This window comes from Chitinophaga sp. ARDCPP14 (genome assembly GCF_051362515.1).
In the GTDB taxonomy this organism is placed as follows: domain Bacteria; phylum Bacteroidota; class Bacteroidia; order Chitinophagales; family Chitinophagaceae; genus Chitinophaga.
Genome location: NZ_JBKIXB010000010.1, coordinates 172708 through 195237 on the forward strand (window position 1 = coordinate 172708; position 22530 = coordinate 195237).

The 22530-nt window shown below is 47.9% G+C and carries 18 protein-coding genes; 9 read left to right on the plus strand and 9 right to left on the minus strand.

Annotation, left to right across the window (positions count from 1 at the left end):
* The first annotated feature begins 785 nt into the window (after positions 1-785).
* A complete protein-coding gene (locus tag ACLHR0_RS24790; protein ID WP_436490234.1) occupies positions 786-1616 on the plus strand; it encodes a YitT family protein in 831 nt (276 codons plus the stop codon).
* A gap of 42 nt (positions 1617-1658) precedes the next feature.
* On the opposite strand, the gene ACLHR0_RS24795 is transcribed toward ACLHR0_RS24790, so the two are convergent.
* Positions 1659-2714: a cellulase family glycosylhydrolase gene (locus ACLHR0_RS24795; protein ID WP_436490236.1), complete on the minus strand. Its 1056-nt coding sequence runs from the start codon at positions 2712-2714 to the stop codon at positions 1659-1661.
* Positions 2715-2900: 186 nt separating this feature from the next.
* Here ACLHR0_RS24795 and ACLHR0_RS24800 point away from each other — a divergent pair, with 186 nt between their 5' ends.
* Together ACLHR0_RS24800 and ACLHR0_RS24805 are read left to right on the plus strand one after the other, a co-directional pair.
* Complete coding sequence (locus ACLHR0_RS24800) at positions 2901-4022, plus strand: acyltransferase family protein (RefSeq protein ID WP_436490238.1); 1122 nt, start codon at positions 2901-2903, stop codon at positions 4020-4022.
* Positions 4023-4130: 108 nt separating this feature from the next.
* Positions 4131-4916, plus strand: a complete 786-nt coding sequence (locus ACLHR0_RS24805; protein WP_436490240.1) for an SDR family oxidoreductase — start codon at positions 4131-4133, stop codon at positions 4914-4916.
* 1 nt (position 4917) lies between these two features.
* Here ACLHR0_RS24805 and ACLHR0_RS24810 read toward each other — a convergent pair whose 3' ends face one another.
* On the minus strand, positions 4918-5571 hold the full coding sequence (locus ACLHR0_RS24810) for a hypothetical protein (RefSeq protein ID WP_436490241.1): 654 nt from the start codon (positions 5569-5571) through the stop codon (positions 4918-4920).
* Positions 5572-5704: 133 nt separating this feature from the next.
* On the opposite strand from ACLHR0_RS24810, the gene ACLHR0_RS24815 reads away from it, so the two are divergent.
* Entirely contained in the window at positions 5705-6943 is a 1239-nt protein-coding gene (locus ACLHR0_RS24815) for a glycoside hydrolase family 88/105 protein (RefSeq protein WP_436490243.1), read from the plus strand.
* A 57-nt stretch (positions 6944-7000) separates the two neighbouring features.
* Here the strand turns inward: ACLHR0_RS24815 and ACLHR0_RS24820 are convergent, their stop codons facing one another.
* The 4 genes from ACLHR0_RS24820 to ACLHR0_RS24835 all read right to left on the minus strand — a co-directional run bounded on the left by ACLHR0_RS24820 (position 7001) and on the right by ACLHR0_RS24835 (position 13623).
* Entirely contained in the window at positions 7001-8431 is a 1431-nt protein-coding gene (locus ACLHR0_RS24820) for a SusD/RagB family nutrient-binding outer membrane lipoprotein (RefSeq protein WP_436490244.1), read from the minus strand.
* 13 nt (positions 8432-8444) lie between these two features.
* A complete protein-coding gene (locus tag ACLHR0_RS24825) occupies positions 8445-11627 on the minus strand; it encodes a SusC/RagA family TonB-linked outer membrane protein (RefSeq protein ID WP_436490245.1) in 3183 nt (1060 codons plus the stop codon).
* A 585-nt stretch (positions 11628-12212) separates the two neighbouring features.
* Positions 12213-12599: a hypothetical protein gene (locus ACLHR0_RS24830; protein ID WP_436490247.1), complete on the minus strand. Its 387-nt coding sequence runs from the start codon at positions 12597-12599 to the stop codon at positions 12213-12215.
* 190 nt (positions 12600-12789) lie between these two features.
* Complete coding sequence (locus ACLHR0_RS24835) at positions 12790-13623, minus strand: N-acetylmuramoyl-L-alanine amidase (RefSeq protein WP_436490249.1); 834 nt, start codon at positions 13621-13623, stop codon at positions 12790-12792.
* A 153-nt stretch (positions 13624-13776) separates the two neighbouring features.
* Between ACLHR0_RS24835 and ACLHR0_RS24840 the strand changes: the two genes are divergently transcribed.
* Positions 13777-14658, plus strand: a complete 882-nt coding sequence (locus ACLHR0_RS24840; protein WP_370912598.1) for a lysophospholipid acyltransferase family protein — start codon at positions 13777-13779, stop codon at positions 14656-14658.
* Positions 14659-14703: 45 nt separating this feature from the next.
* Positions 14704-15735 carry a fatty acid desaturase family protein gene (locus ACLHR0_RS24845; protein ID WP_436490252.1) on the plus strand — a complete coding sequence of 344 codons (1032 nt, stop codon included), beginning with the start codon at positions 14704-14706 and terminating at the stop codon, positions 15733-15735.
* On the opposite strand, the gene ACLHR0_RS24850 is transcribed toward ACLHR0_RS24845, so the two are convergent.
* Positions 15683-16387: a DJ-1/PfpI family protein gene (locus tag ACLHR0_RS24850; RefSeq protein WP_436490254.1), complete on the minus strand. Its 705-nt coding sequence runs from the start codon at positions 16385-16387 to the stop codon at positions 15683-15685. The two genes, ACLHR0_RS24845 and ACLHR0_RS24850, sit on opposite strands and share 53 nt — an antisense overlap.
* A gap of 66 nt (positions 16388-16453) precedes the next feature.
* Positions 16454-17350 (minus strand): aldo/keto reductase, encoded by an 897-nt coding sequence (locus tag ACLHR0_RS24855; protein ID WP_436490256.1) that lies wholly within the window; start codon positions 17348-17350, stop codon positions 16454-16456.
* Positions 17351-17506: 156 nt separating this feature from the next.
* Between ACLHR0_RS24855 and ACLHR0_RS24860 the strand changes: the two genes are divergently transcribed.
* The 3 genes from ACLHR0_RS24860 (at position 17507) to ACLHR0_RS24870 (ending at position 20759) form a co-directional block, all read left to right on the plus strand.
* Positions 17507-17710, plus strand: coding sequence for a hypothetical protein (locus ACLHR0_RS24860; protein ID WP_370912602.1), 204 nt, complete (start codon positions 17507-17509; stop codon positions 17708-17710).
* A 1133-nt stretch (positions 17711-18843) separates the two neighbouring features.
* Entirely contained in the window at positions 18844-19797 is a 954-nt protein-coding gene (locus tag ACLHR0_RS24865; RefSeq protein ID WP_436490257.1) for an ADP-ribosylglycohydrolase family protein, read from the plus strand.
* A gap of 131 nt (positions 19798-19928) precedes the next feature.
* Entirely contained in the window at positions 19929-20759 is an 831-nt protein-coding gene (locus tag ACLHR0_RS24870) for a DUF6515 family protein (protein WP_436490259.1), read from the plus strand.
* A 73-nt stretch (positions 20760-20832) separates the two neighbouring features.
* Here the strand turns inward: ACLHR0_RS24870 and ACLHR0_RS24875 are convergent, their stop codons facing one another.
* Entirely contained in the window at positions 20833-22476 is a 1644-nt protein-coding gene (locus tag ACLHR0_RS24875) for a TPM domain-containing protein (protein WP_436490260.1), read from the minus strand.
* Between the last annotated feature and the right edge of the window lie 54 nt (positions 22477-22530).

The following is a 22530-nucleotide window of genomic DNA, read 5'->3' on the forward strand; positions in this document are numbered from 1 at the left end:
AGCAGTCCTAAATGATCCGATAATGCTTCAGTCCCTGGGGCAGTTGCCGACAAAACCCACCAGTATTGTTTGAGACAACGCCCCTTTTGAACTGAAGTTGATCGTTTAATTTCAATGGATAGTAACCCAATTCTATTCCGTTACCAATACACTATTAAAATCGTGTATCCGTATACGTTATATTATCTTATACAGCTGTTATTGCCGGGCTGCCGGGTAACGGCATCAGGACTGAACAGTTGATGTTTGTTTTCATGTTAAATAAAATGAGAAAGACTGGTTTAAGATTTCAGTTGATAAATGCCAGGAGGATGCGGGGAGGTACGTTGCTGATAAATTTACCACCAATAAATTTGCAGCCCACCTTTCCCGCAAGCCTGACCAGGCATTCTATTTACAGCTTACAGAACGCAAGATTTTCTTTCAACAGCGGCTGCAATAACAGCCTGCTATTTGAATGTAACGGGGACAGGTGATATTTACCACGGTATTTTGCGTGTGGTAACGCATTCCACTAGTTAGCGTGTGCCTTTTCATAGTGTATTTTTATTTACACATTTTCAATAAATGATGGCAGCAACACCTTGCTGGTGGTCAAAGGATGCCGGAAGCGTTTGCCTGATACTTCCCTGTGGTGGTAGATTTTATTAGTCTACTGATTTGGTAGACAAATATACATCGAGTTTTATTAATTCCAAATAATTGCACAATTTTTTTTGTGATTTTTTGTTCGTGGCTGGAGAAGCAGGCCATATCCAAGTGCGACAAAAGCGTATTTTTGCGGCATGAAAGAGCATGTGAAAAACATATTACTCATTATAGCAGGTGCCTTCATCTTTGCAGCAGGCATTAACTACCTGGCCATTCCCAACAAATTATCTGAGGGAGGCGTCATCGGTATTACCATTGTAACTTACTACTATTGGGGATGGTCGCCGGGCATTACCAACTTCATCATCAATGCCATCCTGATTGTAACCGGTTACCGGCTCCTGGATAAAAGGAGCATGGTATATACCATACTTGGCATCCTGTTTTGCTCGTTGTTCCTGTATCTCACGGAAAACAAACTCGCCCCGGTTACCACCAATCCTTTGCTGGCGGCTATCTTCGCAGGGTTGCTGGTAGGTATAGGCATCGGGCTGGTATTCCTTTCCGGCGGCACCACCGGCGGATCAGCTATTGTAGCCCGGTTATTTAATAAGTATTTCGGCTGGACACTGGGTAACGCCATGCTCATTTTTGACATCGTGGTGATCATGGCTTCTTCCTTTATTATAGGCATAGAAAAAACCATGTACACTTTTATTGCCGTATACATTGGCGCCAGAACAGTAGATTATATCGTGGACGGCCTTAACACCAAACGCGCCATCACCATTATCTCCGGACGCACCGAAGCTATTGCGGCTAAGATCACCGGCGAAATGAAACGCGGCGCCACTGTGCTGCACGGCCATGGCGCCTATACCGGCGCCCCCAAAGAAGTGTTGTATGTAGTGATCGGCAAACAGGAGCTGATGCGCCTTAAATCACTGGTGCACGAAACCGACCCGGAGGCCTTTGTGGTGATACACGAAGTACATGAAGTACTGGGGAGAGGGTTTTCAAAATAGCATAGCTGCCGGCTGCCTGTATCGGGAAGCCGGCAACCACCATTACTTACCGGTTAGCCCACGGATCACTTTCACTTCTTCTTCGCTGTAAGGCGTGCCATCCGGCCGGAAAATATCATGAAACCAGGTAGGCGGCTCGCCACCATCCGGCATAGGCGTACTCCAGGCATATTTGGTATTGGTTTTACCCGCTACCAGTCCCCAGTTAATGGCGCCGATATTTTCTTTTTTCAGCAACGGCATAATATTATCAAAACGGCTGCTGCGCGTACGGGCCATATATTCGGTACAAATAAGCGGCCTTCCCAGGCGGCGCAGGGTATCAATATCCCGCTGATGCTCTTCCGGCGGAGAATAGTTGTGGTAGGTAATTACATCGGAATGCGTTTCCTGGAAGTTGGAAAGGTCCTTCAGCTTCCAATCCCATATCCCTGCGGACAAAGGCTGCGAAGGATTTACTTCCCTGCCCCAGGCAAATACTTTTTCCAGCAGGGGCAAACTCCTGTTGCCATGACCGGAGTTACCGGGTTCATTATACAGGTCCCATAACAGGATACGCTTATCATCAGAGAAGGAGGTCAGGATATCTTTCACATATCTCTCCAATGTATCCACCAGCTCAGGACGTTGATGAATGGCTAATCCCGGGTCCTGTACCCAGCCGGAATTATGGATGCCCGGCCTTGGCGCCCGCTGCGGCCCCGCCTGGTAGGTACTGTCCCAGCAATCGTCGAAGAATACAAACAAAGTAGAGATATGATGCCTGTCTGCAATATCGAGGTAGGTATTGATCCTTTGCTTAAACCCTGCGGAGTCAACCACCCAGGGCACATGATGCAGGTACACCCGCATGGTGTTCATGCCTATCCCTTCCGCATAACCCAGTTCCCGGTTAATGGTGGCAGTATCAAAAGTGGCGGCCTGCCACATTTCCAGCTGGTTGATAGCCGTACTGGGAATGAAATCGCTTCCCCTGATCCAGTCTTTACCTGCATACCAGGTATTGGCCCTTTCCTTTGACCACAAACCTTTTTCGGGCTGCTTACAGCTCATCTGAACAAGCACGGCCACACACAACGCAATAAATCTGTAATTCATAACGTAACTTTTTTAGTGGAGTCACCAAAATAGTGATTATACGTGTCTCACGTTAGCCGATATGTCTCAATTTGTTTTCCCGGAACGAATTCATATTTGGATTTTGAAAATTAGATGTATATATTGTAGGCAGCTCAACGCTTTTTCTATCCTTACCATCTTATCAACCAATACAATTAAAGGGAAATGACACAAAGCTCTCAACGCTTTTTACCGCTGGACGTATTCCGCGGGCTGACCGTTTGTTTCATGATCATAGTGAACACAGGCGGCACTGGTGGGACCTACTGGCCACTTGACCATGCTGCCTGGCATGGCTGGACACCCACCGATATGGTATTTCCTTCTTTTCTTTTTGCTGTGGGCAATGCCATGAGCTTCAGCATGAAGAAATATGTTCAACTGGGAAATTCAGCGGTGCTGGGAAAAATTTTCAAACGCACCCTGATCATTTTCCTCCTCGGGTACCTGATGTACTGGTTCCCGTTTGTAGACCATACTGATAACGGACTTCAATTCAAACCATTTAGTCATACCCGCATACTGGGCGTGCTGCAACGTATCGCCTTGTGCTACTGTATTGCCTCCCTCCTGATCCACTACTGCTCTAAAAAAGTGGTATGGGCTGTGAGTGCCATATTCCTCCTGGGATACTGGGCCGTTATGTGGTACTTCGGTACTCCCGGCGAACAGTACAGCATGGGTGGCAATGCCGGCATCCTGCTCGATAAACTTATTTTAGGAGATAACCACATGTATCATGGCGAAGGCATTGCCTTTGATCCGGAAGGCATCCTCAGCACCATTCCGGCTGTAGTAAACGTGGTGGCAGGTTATTACACCGGCCTGTTTGTACAGCAACAGGGCAGAACAAAACCCGGCCTGCTCCGCATGGTGGGCGCCGGCGTATTATTCCTGCTGCTGGCATATGCCTGGAACACGGTATTCCCTATCAATAAAAAATTGTGGACCAGCTCCTATGTATTACTCACCATCGGAATCGACCTGTTGCTGTTATCACTCCTCATTTTTGTGATAGATATCCTCGGCTTCACTAAAGGCGCCGGCTTCTTTACCGTGTTCGGTAAAAACCCGTTATTCCTCTACCTGCTGTCGGAAGTAATGGCCATCCTGTTCTATTTCTTTATGGTCAATGGCGTGTCGCTCTATAAATGGATCAACGACACCATCTTCCAGCCATTGTCGCCGGGCAAATTCGGATCGCTGCTGTTTTCACTGGCATTCATGCTCACCTGCTGGCTGGTAGGATTTATTCTCGACAAAAAGAAGATCTACGTCCGCGTATAACCATATTATCTTACTGAATTATAAAAGCAAAGGGAAGGTCGCATGGCCTTCCCTTCGCTTTTATACGCGTCAGACATTTTCGCTAAATTGTACATAAAATTATCACGGATGGATCTCTCACTCAAAGGAAGAACAGCGCTGGTGTGCGGTAGCTCACAGGGAATAGGACTGGCCACCGCAAAGGAACTGGCTTTATTAGGCGCTACGTGTATTTTATTGGCCAGGAATGAAGACAGGTTGAAAACGGTACTGCCAACACTGAGTACCTCCGGCGGGCAACAACATAGTTATGCCATCGCCGATTTTTCAGATGTGGCACAGGTAACGGCAGCAGCAGAAAAAGTTGCTGCACGTGGTCCGGTGCATATACTGATTAACAACACCGGCGGTCCGGCGGGTGGTCCCATTTTAGAAGCCAATGCGGCCGCTTTTACCGCAGCCTTTTCACAACACCTGCTGTGCAACCAGGCGTTGGCGCAAATATTTGTGCCTGGCATGATCAGCGCGGGTTTCGGCCGGATCATCAATATCATTTCCACTTCTGTAAAAACACCTATAAAAAATTTAGGCGTATCCAATACTACCCGCTGGGCAGTGGCGGCGTGGTCAAAAACCCTTGCTACAGAACTGGCGCCGCATGGCATTACGGTGAACAATGTATTACCCGGCTCCACTTCCACCGCGCGGCTGGAAGGACTGTTTAAGAGCAGCGCTGCTGCCCGCAATGTATCTCCGGAAGTAATAGAAGCAGAATGGCTGAAAGAAATCCCCATGCAGCGCTTTGGAGAAGCCCATGAAATAGCCGCGCTGGCAGCATTCCTGGCATCGCCTGCGGCGGCCTACATTACGGGTACCAGTACTGCTGTAGACGGAGGCAAAACACCCGTGATGTAACTCAACAAGGAATAAAATTAACGATCTTCACCAGGCGGCCATCTTCAAAATATAACTGCACACTGCTTTCGCTGTCTTTGCTGTAGGAATCGCGCAGGATGATCATATCTCTTTTACCTTCGTTTTCCGCCTGCAATACTGCATTGGGATACAACTGTTTTACTTCTTCCCAGGTAGTATTGCGGGTAAGTGTAATTTTACCGGAAGTAAGTGAGTTACTATCTGTAAAAACAAATTCTTCACAGGCCAGTGAATCTTTACAGTGTTCAAAAGTAGATCCATCTTTATAGAAAAAATCAAAATCCTCCGCAAACTGCGACCCGCAGATATCTTCCCCATTTGCAGAGATGATGCTGTCGGCCGCACCTATGGCTGCTTCCAGGCGCTGCCTGCTGGTAAATAACGGTACTTTGTTATTGATGAGCGCTTTGGCAAAGAGGAAAACCTCTATCTGTTCCCAGGCAATGTTCCGCCGGATTTCCTGCAGGGAGTCTTCCTCTTCCGTAAGCGGCCGGATGTTTTCCGAAGGCGCCGCTACGGCAATGTTATCCGTTTCTTCTGTTTTGTGCTGCTGACAGGCTGTTAACGACAGCAATAGGACGATACTGAACACGCGCTTTCTTTCTTCGTTCAGCCGATACCGTATATTCCGCATGATCCCGATAAATTTAAACTGGTTACTTTGAAACACATAATTAAAATAATTTATATTAAGAACCAAGTTATTTTTATGCAATCGTTTGCAATAATGATAAATGCGGGCTATATTGTACATACAATTTCCACATATGAAAAAGCAAACCCTTGTCTTACTCCTGGGCATAACCCTCCCGTTAGCCGCGCTGTCGCAGGACAATTCCACCGACGCAGCAGTGGTGAAAAAAGTAGCCGACTATGCTGTGGCACACGCTGCCTTCCAGTTTAAAGATGATAACAACCAAACCTGGAACACCAGCAAGGAAATACCAGCCGGCACAACAGCCAGGATATCCGACCACCTGAGCGAATGGCATTATCCAAACGGCGTATTGAATATCGCTATGACGGATCTCGGCAATTACCTGAAAGACGAAAAATATACTGCCTTCGCGCAGCGGCATGTAGCTTTTGCATTCGACAACTACGCCTATTTTGAAGCGCTCAGCAAAAAAGGTGTGAAGTACAAAAGTTTTCCATTCAACCAGCTAATCAACACCCGCGTGTTGGATGACTGCGGCGCCATGGGGGCCAGCCTGTTAGACGTCTACCAAAAAGTAAAAAGAAGCGATTACAGGACCTATATCGATAAAGCAGCCAACCATATCAGCAAGGTACAGGAACGACTGGCAGACGGCACGTTATGCCGGCCAACGCCTTATAAGTGGACGCTCTGGGGAGATGATCTGTACATGAGCGTTCCCTTTCTCGCACGTATGGGTAAGCTCACCGGCAACAACGCTTATTTTGATGATGCCGTAGCCCAGGTAAAACATTTTTCGCATTACCTCTGGGATGAACGGAATGAATTGTATGTGCACTATTATTACGAAGATCTGAAAAGACAGGGCGTAGCTCACTGGGGCCGCGCCAATGGCTGGATCATGCTGGCAAAAGTACAGCTGCTGAACGACCTGCCCGCCAATCACCCCGGCAGGAATGAAGTAATTGCAGATGTTACCCGTCAAATCCTGGGCGTTGCAAAATACCAGTCGGCCAGCGGCCTGTTTCACCAGGTACTGGACCGTACCGATTCCTACACGGAAACTTCCTGTACCGCGATGTTTGTATATTCCATTGCGCGCGGTGTAAATGAAGGCTGGCTCGATAAACGCTATATCTCCATAGCGGAAAGGGGTTGGGAAGGACTGGTAAAGGAGAAAATTCAGGAAGATGGACAACTGAAAGATGTGTGCATCGGCACAAACACTTCGGCGGACCTGTCTTTTTACTATAACCGTCCTACAGAACTGAACGATTTTCACGGGATCGGACCGGTGATAGAAGCGGGTATTGAAATCATGCGCTATCGCGCGAATAATAAAAAATAAAAAGGACGGATTTGCAGTAAGTCGTTACCTGCAAATCCGTCTTCTTTTTCATTTTTTTTAGTACATATCAAACCAAACCTTCGTCGTCAGCAGATCTGCACCCTGGCGGGCAACAGCTGCTTTGTAGTTGGCGCCGTTCAGCGCCTGCTCACTTGAAGGATACGTTAAACGCAGCGGCATTTTGCCCTGCAGTGCGCCGGTATAAGCGGGCTTCAACTGTGGATAATCCAATCTCCTCCATTCTGCAAAGGCCTCCAGGCCTTCACTGAATAAGGCCAGCCACTTCTGCTCTCCTATTGATTTCTTAAAATTATTGGCGTCGTACGCTACGGCCGGTTGTGCGAGGTAAGCATCTACCTGGGCGCCGGTAATACCGTATTGTTTGAAGGATGCGCGGATAGCCTGTGCATACAAATCGGCCGCGTTGCCGCTGATCAGGTTACGCTGCGCGGCTTCCGCCAGGATAAACAATTGCTCTGCATACGTAAATACAAAGGCGGGCGCCTGGGTAGCAGTAAAAGCTGCACCAACATCAGAGGTTCTACTGAAACCCAGGCGTGAGGCCGAGTCAGCAGACAATCCATTGGTAACGCCGATATATGCATTGGTATCAGCTGGCAGTGCTGCGTATATGCTTAACCGTGGGTCGTTCAGCGCTTTCAGTTTATCGACCACTGTTTTACTGATGCGGTAATCGTTTCTCGTTTCCCTGTTTTTACCAACCGGGTTCTGGTTGGGAGAAGTAAGGTAATTCAGTTTCACTTCACGGTCGCCGGCAGTGAGGAAAAAGTTGCCTTCTGCCGCCAGTTCCGCGAACACCGCTTTAGCGGCAGCAGGATCACGATCGGCCAGGCGTAAGGCAATGCGCGAACGCAGCCCGTTAGCGAATTTTTTCCAGCTATTCATATTCCCGGCCAGTAAAGAGTCGCCGAGGATAGGATTGTCTGACGGGGAAATAGTGTTCGCCGCATTTTTCAGTTCAGCCAGGAGTCCCCTGTATACCACCCGCTGACTGTCGTACACCGGTGTTAGGTACTTATCGATATTGCCTGCTTGTGTGTAAGGAATATCCCCGTACAGATCCGTCAACACCTGGAAAATCCAGGAACGCATGATAATGCCTACGGCCTTATAATTAGGATTGTGCAACGTGTCGCCCAACTCTGCCAGCTTGGTAAAATCAGCGATTCCCTGTGCGTAAAAATTGTTCCACACCGTTTGGATATTAGTAGATGCGGGGATATAACGATCCGGGTCGGGGTACTGGATCTTAGCCCAGTACTGGATGTACAGCAGGGATGTTTCCATGGTGGCATCACTGCCCCAGTAGGTATCCACGTTGGATTTAATGCCGTTGCTCAGCAGGTAGTCCGGCTGTACAACGGTAGGTTCATTCGGATTTATGTTGGTGCGCTCCAGGTCTTTCTGGCAACCAGCCAGCCATGCAGCAGCGAATATTAAGCAAAAAGGTATCAACAACTTTTTCATAATCAATCAATCATTAAAATGAAACATTCAGGTTAAAGCCAAAGCTGCGGGTAGTGGGTATCTGCAGCGTTTCCAGTCCCTGCCCGTTACCGGTATTAAAGGCCGTTTCGGGGTCTATGTTCGGTGTATTCTTGTGCAGGTACCCGAGATTCCGTCCTACCAGCGCCACATTCACCGCCTGTAGTCCCCATTTCTTCACCAGGGAAACCGGTAAAGTATATCCTACTTTTATTTCACGCAGTTTAACAAAGGACGCGTCATATACAGCGCTTTCATTCAGGTTGCTACTGTATACGGCCTTGTAATAGTTTTGTGCCGGCAGGATAGCGGTATTCTTCTTACCGTCTGCTGTGTAGCCGTCGAAGATTATCCCGTCGTGTTTCACGGTAAAGCCGCCAGGTGCGGTGGCGTTATGATCCGGCAGCTGAACATTTTTGGAGCCATCATTATAGTAAGGCAACCCGCCATGTTCCTGGTCGCGACCTGGCATGGTTGCCGCCAGCACACCGGTACTCATACCGGTGGCATTGGTACCTGACCAGATAGATCCGCCTTGTTTGGTGTCTACCAGGAAGCTCAGGTTAAACCCTTTGAAGGAGAAATTATTATTGATGCTACCTGTCCACTTTGGTGTGTAGTAACCTAATATTTTTTTACTCGGATCTACAGCCGGGGTGCCATCTGCATTAACCAGGATCCTGTTCTCGCTGTCCCTTTTATAGGCAGTGCCATAAAGAGCGCCATAGCGCTGGCCTTTGCTGGCAAGTACCTGGATATTACCGGAGCTGCCGAGTACATAGTTGGTGAGATATCCATCTGCATCCAGTTCTATTACTTTACTCACGTTACGGGCATAATTGATGTTCGCATCCCAGCGGAAGCCGGAGCGTGTAGTGATGGGCGTTAGTCCCAGCATCACTTCCACACCATGGTTACTGAGTTCGCCTGTATTAAGCAGTTTCTTCAGATAGCCGGTAGTTGAACTCACATCCGCCAGCAGGATCTGGTTACGGCTGTGGGAGCTGTAGTACGTAACATCCAGCCGTACGCGGTTGTCGATAAACCCGGCTTCTACCCCTACTTCTGTTGAAGTGGTGATTTCCGGTTTCAGGTCTTTATTCAGGTACTTATCCGACACAGTGAGTAACGGCAGTGAGCCAAACGGCTGGTTGAATGGATAGGTATTGATTTCCTGGTAAGGATCGGTGTCCTTTCCTACCTGTGCCCATCCGCCGCGTAGCTTCAGCAGGGAGAGTACCTCGCCCTGGATATGCAGCGCTTCAGACAGCACCAGGCTGGCATTTACAGAAGGATAAAAATAAGAGTTGCTGCCTCTTGGGAGGGTGGATGACCAGTCGTTACGCGCGGTTAAATTCACGAACGCATAATTGCGGTAACCTACCTGCGCTGCTGCGAATCCGCTGTACACTTTCTGCCTGTTGAGCAAGCTGGTAGAGATGAGCGGATCGCGGGAGTTGTTGAGTGTGTATACATCTTTCACAGCCAGGCGTGGCGCCTGCTGGTAGTTTTGTTCCAGCTGATTAGAGCGGAGGTTGGCGCCGGCCAGCACATCTATATCAAAATCGCTGTTTAGTTTTTTCTTGGCGTTTAATGTAAACTCGCCATTGGTTTCGCTAACTGCGTAGGCATCTTCTGTATAAGAACCGAATGGCGTACCATTGGTGTAGTAAGCTATTTTATATTTGCGTCTGTCCTGGTAGTAGTCGGTACCAATGCGGAAGCTGGCGGTGAGCCAATCCTGGATCTGGTACGACAGCCGGGCGTTACCGAGGAAGCGGTTGCGCAGCATGCCTACGGTATTCTCGTTCTGGATCCAGTAGGGATTGCTATAGTAACTGTGGTTCCAGTTGTAATCGGTACCATCTGCATTTTTGTAGTTCTTCAGTTTGCTCACATCTACCTGACGGCCAAACCAGATGAACTGGAGGGTAACGCTGTTACCGCGCCGGCCATCTACACCGGGAAGATTATCAGCAGCGCTGCGCACATAATTGGCGTAGGTACTGAGAGTGAGTTTTGGTGTAATACGGAACGTATTACTGGCGGTGAAAGTATTGCGGGTAATACCGGTGTTTGGTAAAATACCACCTTGCTTGGTGTTGTTATAAGAGAAACGGTAATCCAGTTTTTCGTTGGTGCCGCCTACAGATAAACCGTTATTCAGTGTATAGCCGGTAACATAGAAATCTTTTACGTTATCAGGATGTGGTACAAACGGTACTGCTTCGCCATTGGAGAAGAACTGCGGGATAAGGCGTCCGTCCATTTTCGGGCCCCAGCTTTCATCCACGCCATCGTTGATACCGCCGCCTTTACCGTCTTTATAGGAGAATTGTCCGCCGGTACCTTGTCCGTAGGAGTTCTGAAAGTCGGGCAGGATGAGGAGTTTTTCAAAGGTGGCGCCGGAATTTACGGTCACGCCCATGCCTCCTTTGGTATCTTTTCCTGTTTTTGTTTTGATGACGATTACGCCGCTGGAAGCGCGCGATCCGTACAATGCCGCCGCATTGGGGCCTTTCAGAACGCTGATGGAGGCAATGTCATCAGGGTTGATATCCGAAATGGCATTGGCAAAATCGCGGCCTGTGCCAATACCGAGCTGGCTGTTGTCTACCGGCACGCCATCCAGTACAAACAGTGGCTGGTTATAACCTGCAATGGAGGTTTCGCCACGGATCACGATGCGGGAAGAGCCGAGGTTACCCTGGCTGTTGGTCACCTGTACGCCTGCTATCTTTCCGGACAATGCGTTTACCAGGTTGGTTTCCTTTGCTTCAGAAATGTCTTTTGATTTTAATTCCTGCACAGCGTAGCCGAGTGATTTCTTTTCGCGGGAAATGCCCAGGGCGGTCACTACTACTTCTTCCAGTTTCCTGTTACTGTTTTCCAGGGAGATGTTGATCACTTTATTGTTTCCAACAACGGCAAACGTTGTTTCAAAGCCTAGTGAGGAAAATTGCAGCGTATCATTCACCTGCGCACTGATCGAATACTTTCCGTCCGGATCGGTTTGTGTACCGCGACCGGTTCCCTTCACCTGAACAATTGCGCCGGGTATGTTCTGTGCATCCGAACGGGATGTGACTACCCCGTTTACCCTGATTTCCTGGGCAATGCTCTGCTGCAGCCACAGTAAACCGGGCAGCAGGCATAACAGCCTTTTTACGTAATTCATGCTTTGTACTTGATTTATAAGTTGACTCAGATCTTTGCGGATATGGTTACACCGTTCAGATTTTGGCATTTATTTTTTGGTGTATAATCAGTTGGTGATATCGGGGGCAAAAGTAAGGCACAATTACTAATCTACAAAATTTATAGACTATATGGGCTGTGAAAATAGCGGGAGGATGCTGCTAAATATTTAGCAGGGAAGGGCTGTTGGGCGGGCATTGTGCGTATGGGATAGCGGTAACCGCGGGGTGATTCCGGTCAGAGAGTTTATCACTGAAATGAGCAGGTAACGGATACATGGAGATGACCCCGTTGTTACTTCACGGATGCTTCAGCCATGCCTGAAATATGCGTATGCTATGGACTATCTATACACTTCCCATGCACTCCTCATGCACTATTAATGCACTCCCCATGCACTCCCAATACACTATCTCTTCCTGAGGCCGGTTTATAACACAGGTGAGATAGTCCTGGTTTTGGCTTACACCAGTTTTGGGTAATCCTGCATTTGGTTTACAGGTAACCGGCTTCGCAGGAATTTACCGGGAAGGCATTTCCCGGTAAATTCTTTTGAAAATGTCATTTACTTCGCCCCGAGCAGCTTTTTGAGCTCAGACTTACAGTCTTCAATATTCTGCCAGATCATCCTGTCGTCGCAAATGGTGCCTTTATATTTGATGGTCACCTTTGTTTTGCGCAGTACTACCTGGTAATATTCCGGGGCGTCGGGAGAATTTTCCCAGGTGACCCTGCCGCTTTCTTCGATACCACCGGCAAGTTTATCTTCTATGATGTCGTTTACTTTTTTGTGCATATTATCTGCAAAATCGTAGCTGACATCTGTTTTCACCAGGCAGGAAGAATCTTTTGCGGGATGGTCTGTTTGTGCGGTGGCCTGTTCACGGGGCCAGCATAGCAATGCGAGGCTGGCTGCTGCCAGCAGTAACGGGAATTTAAAAGAACGTTTCATAACAAGAAAGATTAGTATAACATGGAGATTAGGTATAATAACAAGTCCGGGAAAATGGGTCTCTTGATTGCTGATTTTGGTTTATATCTCTTTTTAACTCATTATTAAAATATGATATTTATCCCACTCCACAAAATAATCTTTGCAGAAACATAGGGGTAAAAGTAACGTTGGGTGTCTTTCTAACAGATCACTGGTATTGCTGCTGCAGATTGAACATTATCTTCCTGCCGGCGTCATTGAGACCCGGGAGGCTGTCTTCCGGTATAAAGTGGCGTTTAAAGGCCATGATGGCGGCGGTGGAGTCTTTCACATCGTACCCGATGATGCGGAGCGAGAGCAACGGGTCAAATGTTTGAGGCACGATGGTATTGCTGGTGTCTTTATACCAGAGGCCAAAGCCTTTATCGGCCAGTTGATGCCAGGGAAACCAGGCGCTGGGGTCTACTTTTCTGCCCGGAGCGATATCGCCATGGCCGATGAAGTTGGCGGCGGGGATATTGTAGCGGTGCTGAAGGGTGTCCAGTAATACTAACAGGCTGCGGATCTGGGCGGAATCGAAGGGTTCCTTGCCGTTGTTGTCCAGCTCTATACCGATGGAAGAAGAATTGATATCCGTGAGGTTGCCCCATTTGGCGACTCCTCCGTGCCAGGCGCGGAGATAATCGTTCAGCATATGATGGATGGCTCCGTTACGGCATATCACATAATGGGCGCTTACCTGGGTTCTTTGCAGGGTAAACGTTTGCAGTGTTTGTCCACATGAATTCTGAGCGGTATGATGTATGATAACAAGACTGGGTTTCCTCATATTGAAGTTCACCGTGCCTACCCAGGAGGGGGCTTCTGCGCCGCCGGCGCCATTCAGCGCTCCCGGCTGTTCACGCAACACCTTCGCGTAGGATTTAGCTTCCTGCCGGTAAACCTTATTGGTGGCGGCATATGGGTTACGGGCGCAATAAGAAAGGCCGCCAATTGCTGCCAGCAGGCAGCCGTATCTCGCAAATCGGGCTATGGTCTTCATCTGGAACTGTTAAAGTTTAGACAACACTACCTGATAAAGATACTAAATGAACCAATGCATCGTTTTTTTTACGGATACTATGAAAAGTGTTCTTTAAGGTATACATTTACATTTTCAATAATACTTTTCGAAGTATCAAAAACCTGTGCCACATTGTCTGCTATTGCCTACTACTTACTGTTACCACTGATCTACGCGTTATCGCTACTGCCGTTTCGTGTGCTTTACCTGGTTTCTGACGCAGTATATGTGTTGTTATATTACGTGATGGGCTACCGTAAAAAGGTGGTTCTTCAGAATTTGCGGAATTCTTTTCCAGAAAAGAGTGACGCAGAGATCCAACGTATATGCAAAGATTTCTATCATTACCTCTGTGATCTTTTCCTGGAAACGTTTAAAACGCTTACCATCAGCAAAACAGCGATGGTGAAACACTGCAGCTTTACACCGGCTACAGTGGAGCTTTTTAACCAGCTCGAAGCAGAGAAAAAAAGTGCGGTACTTGTAATGGGGCACAAAGGAAACTGGGAATGGGCAGGAAATACGTTTAGCATACTGTGCCGCCAGCAGCTTTATGTTATCTATCACCCACTGGCCAACAAACATTTTAACGGTCTCATGTACCGCATGCGTACCCGCTTTGGCACCAAGCTGATTGCCATGCAGGATACCTTCCGCGACATGGTGCAAAACCGTGGAGAAGTAAATGCCACTGCTTTTATTGCTGACCAGGCCCCACAGCCGAAAACAGCGCAATGGCTCAACTTCCTTCACCAGGATACGCCTGTTTTCAAGGGCACTGAAAAAATAGCACAGAAAATGAATTACCCGGTAGTGTATGTAACCGTGCAACGCGAAAAGAGAGGCTACTACACCGTGTCGGCTGAATTACTGACCGCCACGCCGGCTGAAGAAAAAGACGGCGCCATTACCTCCGCACATACCCGTAAATTGGAGGAGGACATTGTTTCCCAGCCAGCAACGTGGCTATGGTCGCACAAAAGGTGGAAACACAAACGCCCTGCCGTTATTTAATCATTTTACAAACAACAACTTAAGATAGATCATCCTACGACAATTATGCTGGAAGGGAAACAACTGATACTGGCTACCAAGCCATATGCGCGCGAAGAGAGAGCCAAAAGCTGGCTCTATACAATATCAACATTACTACTGTTGATGCTGGCCTTAACAGGCACCCTGGTATTGCCTAACCTGGTACTTAAAATAATGGCCAGTATTCTTTCCGGATTACTGATCGTAAGGATGTTTGTTATTTATCATGATCATCAGCATCATGCTATTCTGCATAAATCCTGGTTAGCGGAAGCAATCATGGTTACTTTCGGGGTGTATGTGCTGGCGCCTTCCAGTATCTGGAAGCGTTCGCACGATTACCACCATAAACATAATTCGAAGTTGTTCAGCGCCAGTATTGGCTCCTACCCTATTATTACCCGTAAGAAATTTGAATCCATCACACCGGCAGAAAGAAGAACTTACCTGTTCAGCCGCCACCCGGTAACAATTGCAGCCGGTTACCTCTCGATGTTTATGATCGGCATGTGTGTGCAGTCTTTTTTAAGCAGTCCGCGTAAACACCTGGATTCTTTACTGGCGCTGATCATCCATATCGGTGGCAGCGCGGCGGTGATTTACTTCCTGGGCTGGCAAAGCTGGTTGTTGTTTATCCTCATTCCGTTTACCATTGCATGCGGACTGGGCGCCTATCTTTTTTATGCGCAGCATAATTTTCCGGGCGTTACGTTTAATGTAAACAAGGAATGGTGTTATGATAAGGCCGCATTACTGTCTTCCAGCTATATGGTGATGAATCCCGTAATGAAATGGTTTACCGGCAATATTGGCTATCATCATATTCATCACCTGAATGCACGTATTCCCTTTTACCGTTTACCGGAAGTAATGCAAAAGATCCCTGCCATGCAGTCTGTTAAAACCACCAGCCTGGGCTTCCGGGATGTGTGCGCCTGTTTCCGGCTGAAGGTATGGGATCCTGAACAAAACCGGATGATCAGCCTGCGCGAAGTACGTAGCATCAGGAGGGCCCTGCTGAGGAGGGAGCGCGATCCTGCAGTAGTTGCCGGATAATTTTCTTCCTGGCATCCAGCATCTGCGCGCTGAGTTCTTTTGCTTTTTGCAGCACCGGCAATCCCGCGGTATGTGGCGATCCTGCCCTGAATGGCGGCGCGGGATTATATTCCAGTTGCAGCTGTATAATTTTAGCCACTTCATCTCCGGCTATAAGTGCTGTCAGCACCAATCCGAAATCGATGCCTGCGGTTACGCCTCCGCCGGTAATGCGGCTCCGGTCTCTCACTACTCTTTCTTCTACCGTTTCCACACCGAACATCCGTAACAATTCCAGCGAACGCCAGTGAGTAGTAGCCTTGAATCCATCGAGCAATCCTGCTGCGGCCAGCACCAATGCACCTGTACAAACAGATGTGATATACTTTGCCTTTACCGCCTGATCCTGCAGAAACTTCAGCACTACGGCGTTGGTAAGTAACGCATTGATTCCTCTCCCACCGGGAACAAAAATGATATCCAGTTGCGGACAATCCGCCAGCGCTACCTGTGGCTGCAGCAACAGGCCACCTTCTGCCTGGATAATACCAGTGGTTTCCCCGATAACGATCACTTCAAAACAGGGCGCCTTCACAAATACATCGTAAGGTCCTGTAAAATCGAGGACGGTTAACTCAGGAAACAATAACATTCCTACTTTCAGTTTTTGCATAACAGCGGCTTTAGATGGGGTACAATATAATGTAAGCAGCATGAAGGCAGGGAGCAGCGCAAATTGCTACCGGTGCTGATCATACGTGTTTATGGTTACTGCCTGTTGCAGTTTTTTTATTTCATCCGGCAACAGTGCGGCGGATTTCACAGCGCGCAGTGCATCTTCCAGTTGTGCGGTGGTGCGTATGCCTACCACAGCGCTGGAAACCGCCGGCTGCTGCAATACAAACTGCAGCGCCGTTTGCGCGGCATCCCGGGAAGCCGTGCTGAACGCTTTTACCGCAGCGGCGGCAGCGCTCACTTCTTCCGCAGTATAGTTGAGGTAAGGCGCCGCGGGTTTATTTACCAGCAGGCCTTTTGCCACACTTCCCCTTGCCAGTACACCGATGTTGTTTTCCAGCAATAAAGGGAACGCTGTTTCTTCCGGACGCCGGTCCAGCAGGCTGTATTGCATCATTACACTTACCATACCCGACCGCTGTACATACTCGCGGATCACATTGGGACGGATGGAAGAGATGCCATAATACCTTATTTTCCCTTGTTGTTGCAGGGTTTCAAAGGCCTCAATTGTTTCCTCAATTGGATCGTCAATAGTGCCTCCGTGCAGCTGATACAGGTCGATATAATCTGTTTTCAGCCGTTGTAAACTTGCTTCTACAGCCGCCATGATGTATGCTTTGCGGGGATTCCAGTCCCATCCGCTGCCATCTTCTTTCCACTGGTTCCCTACTTTGGTGGCGATGATTACAGATGATCTTCTGTCCTGCAGTGCTTTGCCTATGGTGATTTCATTTTGCCCGTGTTCATAGAGGTCGGCGGTATCAAAGAAATTGATTCCCTGGTCGCAGGCGTGATGAAGAAGGCTTGCGTTAGCGGCATCATCATTTCCGAGCGACATGCAGCCGAATCCGATTTCACTGACGGCGAGGTCTGATTTTCCGAGGAGGTGATATTGCATGCGTTTCCGGGTTTACGATGTTTTCAACAAGCGCTTTCTGTGAAAGTGCAGGTAACGAAGTTATCACCAAAACTTTCATTTTTCACATAAATCCGGTTTAAAATAGTGGGCTGTTTTGATAAACAGCCCCGATATCAATTTACGTCCACCTCAAAAATGAGCTATGTTGCAGTAAGCGCGGCACTGCCGCTGCGTTACCATGTGTTGGTCAGGAGATGGGGCCGCCTGGAAAAACAGCCCCTGTTTTTTAGTATGTCCGATCCATTGTTGAATGAATTTCGTCAGGATGATCCGGAGGAAGAAATCAGGACCATCTGGAAAGATGGTCCCTTCCTTTCCCAAATCAAATTGAACCTATGAAAAAGCGTTGTATCAGGAAGACTGTTGCCAGCCTGGTTTTCAAAGATGGGGACCGCCTGGAAAAACAGTCCCCCGGTTTTCCGAATCAATCGCAGCATAAATGATCTCGTTTTCTACACTGATCGGTTTAACGTATGGCTTTATATTTAAACAATATGCAGGGTATGCGCCTTCATATTGGTGATTCCGGTAATGGGGACCGTTTAGAAAAACGGTCCAGGGCATAAAGCTTCCATCGTGTATGTTGCACTCCAATAATCTTTTCATATAAAATTTTTATGGGATTGAAAAACAGGGGACTACCTGAATAAGTGGCCCCGTTTAACATGCGTCGCAAAGACTTCAACTAAATGTTCATCTCAATGTTAAAAAAACCGGACTGCCTGGAAAAACGGTCCGTTCTTGTATGTACTATCACCCCATGTGAATAGGATTTGATTGGTTAACTGTAGCCGGGAACAAACAATGAATACCTTTAGCTGCAAGTGTACATGCTGCTCCCCTAACAACCATCCGGTAAAACCAGGTCTGACCAGTTACCGCATATCAATGCCGGTAATACATCACCATTTTCCTATGCCTGATCTTCCTTTATCCTGATCAGGACCTGGCGTACCGAAAGCAACAGCTGTTCCGCTAATTCAACACAAAAAAAAATAACTGATAGTGGTAATGTCCAAGAAATGTGCATGTTTGAAAATGCCGGTTGAACAAAAAAGATTGCATGTGGGTTAATTTTCGTTTTCAATAAATAAATACAAGGAATAGCCAGCTATTTGGCGCTGCTAATAATGGTTGAATAACCTTTGTATTGTAACCGGGTTAACTGTGACAACAAGGTTATATAAATGCTCCAGACAAACTAAAAAAACAGATTTTCGGTAATTCTTTTCAGCGATATGTTCATCGTGATAATGCAAAGGTAGGGAGTTACCGTTCCCGGAGAACATGTTTTGCAGCCATTATTACAATGAACAATCCTGAATAAAATAAAAAAATGCTGAATAAAATGAATACCGGAGATCAAAAAATTTGTTGTATAAATATCATATTCTGATGGTCAGAATTAACAAATCAACCGTATATTCATTGCTATAATTTCATATGTACCTTAACGTTAGTTATTCTATCCCATGCAACAAGAAATTACAGGCGCTTTTTACGGTATCGCTATCGGCGATGCATTGGGCGTACCGGTAGAATTCAAAACGCGTAGTTATCTCTCAGAAAATCCCATCACCACCCTCACGGGATATGGATGCTGGAATCAGCCTCCCGGTACCTTTTCAGATGATTCCTCCCTCACTTTCTGCACAGCGGAAAGCCTGATAACCGGTTACAACCTTCAAAACATGGCGCAGTCGTTTGTGCGCTGGTCATCGGAAGGTTACTGGGGCGCGCATAACGAGGTATTTGATATTGGTCATACTACCCGCCGGGCGCTGCTGAGGGTAAGTACCGGCACGTCGCCCCTGGTAAGCGGTGGATTTGAGGAATTTGAAAACGGCAACGGATCTTTAATGCGCATGATGCCGCTTGCCCTGTTCCTCACCAACGAAAATGATATCCATACGCGTTACCAGGTTATCCGGGAAGTGTCTGGCATCACGCACCAGCATTTCCGCTCGGTACTGGGCTGTTTTATCTACGTGGAATTTCTCCGGGCGCTGCTTTCCCTGAAAGACCTCCGGGAGGCCTATTTGCAGATGCAGCGGGGTGTAAACGCCTACCTGGGCACCCAGCCTTTTAACCCGGCGGAAATAAAGCGCTATGAGCGTGTATTACAGCAAAATATAGCTGCTATCCCTGAACAACAGATCCTTAGCTCCGGGTATGTAATACATACCCTGGAAAGTGCCCTCTGGTGCCTGCTCACTACGCAGGATTACCAAAGCTGCGTGCTCACTGCTGTAAACCTGGGAGGAGATACGGATACCACCGGCGCAGTGGCCGGTGCGGCGGCGGGCCTCCACTACGGGTTTGACCAGCTGCCTGCCCAGTGGATCAACCAGGTGGTAAAATCAGCGGAGATAGGAAATCTCGCCAAACGCTTTATGGCGGCCATTAATACTACTAGCACCCAGTAAACAGCCGCATTTCAGCAAACCGGCCGCATTTTTGCATTATATGGTATTGCAGTTAAACTTCAAGCCCCCTTTACCGTCTAATAAATGACAGCGAAAGAGAACTGAAGAGACGATTACCAAATGTTAAAAAAATGAAAAACAGACTTTATATACTGTTTGTGCTGGTTGGCCTGTTGGGCACATTTACAGTAAGCAACGCCTATGCGCAACGTGTTAGCTCAGGTCAGGGCGGTGGCCGCGGTGGAGGTCATCATGGCGGTGGCGGAGGATTCCGGTCAGGCGGTAGCGGCAGGGTATACGCGTCCCCCCGCATGTATTCTCCACGGGTAGTGGCCCCGGTAAACAGAGGCTATTATCACGGTTATCGTGGTCCGGTTTACCGCGGACGCGTATATTACGGACGTCCCTGGTACAGACCTTACTACAACCCGTTCTTCCCGCCATTGGGATTATATGTTTCCTCATTGCCTTTCGGTTACTTCTCCCTGGGCGCCTCCTTTGGTCCAATGTACTATTACGGAGGAACCTATTACCAGTCGACCGGCGATACCAAAGGCTATAAAGTAGTGGAAGCTCCCGTCGGCGCAGCAGTACCGGACCTGCCGGAAGGCGCAGAAGAAATACAGGTAGACGGAAATACCTATTACGAACTGAATGGTACCTATTACCAGGAGTCCATGACGGATAACGGCAGACGTTATGTAGTAGTTGGCAAAAATGGTAAAATAGGCAATAAAACAGTGACCATTAATGATGACCAGGGAAATAACAATCCCGATAACGGCGCAGGCAACAGTGGTACAGATATGGTTTCACAGCTGCCGGATAACAGCCGCTCCGTGAACATCAATGGTCAGCAGTATTACTTATCACCAGACGGCATGTATTACCAGTCTGTTCTGAACAGCGATAATTCTATCGCAGGATATAAGGTGGTTGGTAAAATGAATGCCGATAATTAAAACAACATAGTTATTCAGTTTAACAGGAGAGCCGGTTTTACACCGGCTCTTTTTTTATTCCGGGAGAAAGGATTTACCAGCTGCTGCTTGCTCCGCCACCGCCCGAAGACCCGCCCCCCCAGCTGGAAGAAGAGGACGACGACGAAGAGCTTCCGGAAGAAGAAGATGATGATGATTTGGATATCTTTGGAATAACAAACTGGTAGTCATGTGCATAAGCACAAAATGCACAGGCATATTCCTTGATGCCCCACCCTTCGGAGGAAGTGGTGGCGCGCTTTTTCGTCACCGTTTTCTTACACTTATAGGTTTTATGTTTGCAAGATGGGCAATCTGCCAGCGCGGAGCGCATATTCGTGTAATTCAGTACTGTTTGGGTATTGCAGGTATCGCAGCGCCATACGTCATAGTCAACCGAATCCAGTTCTTCCTCCACCACCTGCCCCTTTTCCAGGTAGGTGTTATCATCTGCTTCATCCAGTTTATGCATCGCATGTGTGCATTGCGGGCAATCATACACGTCGTTCCGCAGATGATTGAGCCGGTTCTTCAGCCACATCATATACAGCCATAAATAGGGCAGCGGGAACACGTAACCGGCAATCCGCAGATCCCTCCTCAATACCTCCAGCCGCAGCCATTTCAGGTGGCGGTCATCATTTCTCAGCATCACTGCAGAACGGAGCATGATCAGCAACACCGCTGCATGCATAAACACCAGCCACACCAGGTAGTAGACCAGGAATACTTTCAGAAAGCCTACATCTGTGTGCCGCTTTGTAGCGATATAAAAAATGGTATAGAAAGCGATAGCGTGAATAATGATCAGGCCAATCCAGCGTGGACGCAGGAATTCATTGGGAACAGCCGTTATAGCCAATGGTTCTGCATCCGGATCATCTTCGCGCCGCTTTACCTTTTTCCCGAAGAAAACATGCATCATTGCCGCCGAGGCGAATAACCAGAAGATAATGGCAGTAAACGAGAAATCGCCGGTATAGTCATTGGAAGCGGAATTGGTAGCCTGATCTGTACTGGCAAATGATTGGGGAGCTACGTCTATTACGTCACCATCTGTCGCCGGCACGGTGGCCGGCATGGTGGCCTCATCTCCGGCAATAACTATGGTATCGGCAGCCATCAGGGAGGAATCAGCCCGGGGCAGATCCGGCAGCATATTGTATGCATAGTTGCCGTTATCAAACAGGGAGGCCACTGACTTAATACCGTCCGTAAAGGCTGCATCATAGTTGTGCTCTTTGATGCGCGGGATCATATATTCCTGCTGGATACGAAAACAGATAATATCCGGCATATCTGCCTCAAGACCATACCCCGTTTCAAATTCAAGTTTACGGGCATCTTCCACCATCAGGATCAGCAGCCCGTTATTTTTTTCCTTATCTCCTATTTTCCAGTAATTAAACAGCTTATGGGCAAAGTCGCGCGTTTCATTGTCGCCGATACTGTGCAGTATTACCACTGCCACCTGCGCCTTACCGGCGTTATCCAGGGCTGATAACTTTTCATTCAGTTCATTCACGGCAGCTGCTGAAATCAGCTGGTCGGGATTACTTACATACCCCCCGCCGGATTTTTTGGGATCCGGCACATCTTCCACGCTGAACTTTTGTTTTTTGCTTTGATTACACGAAGGCAGGAAACCAATCAGCAATGCCAGCAACAAGCATCTCAATAAAAACGGTTGATACTTCATCAGAATATTTTCTGTGCCGAAGATATGTTTATTTAATTTTTTCTTTCAACAGAA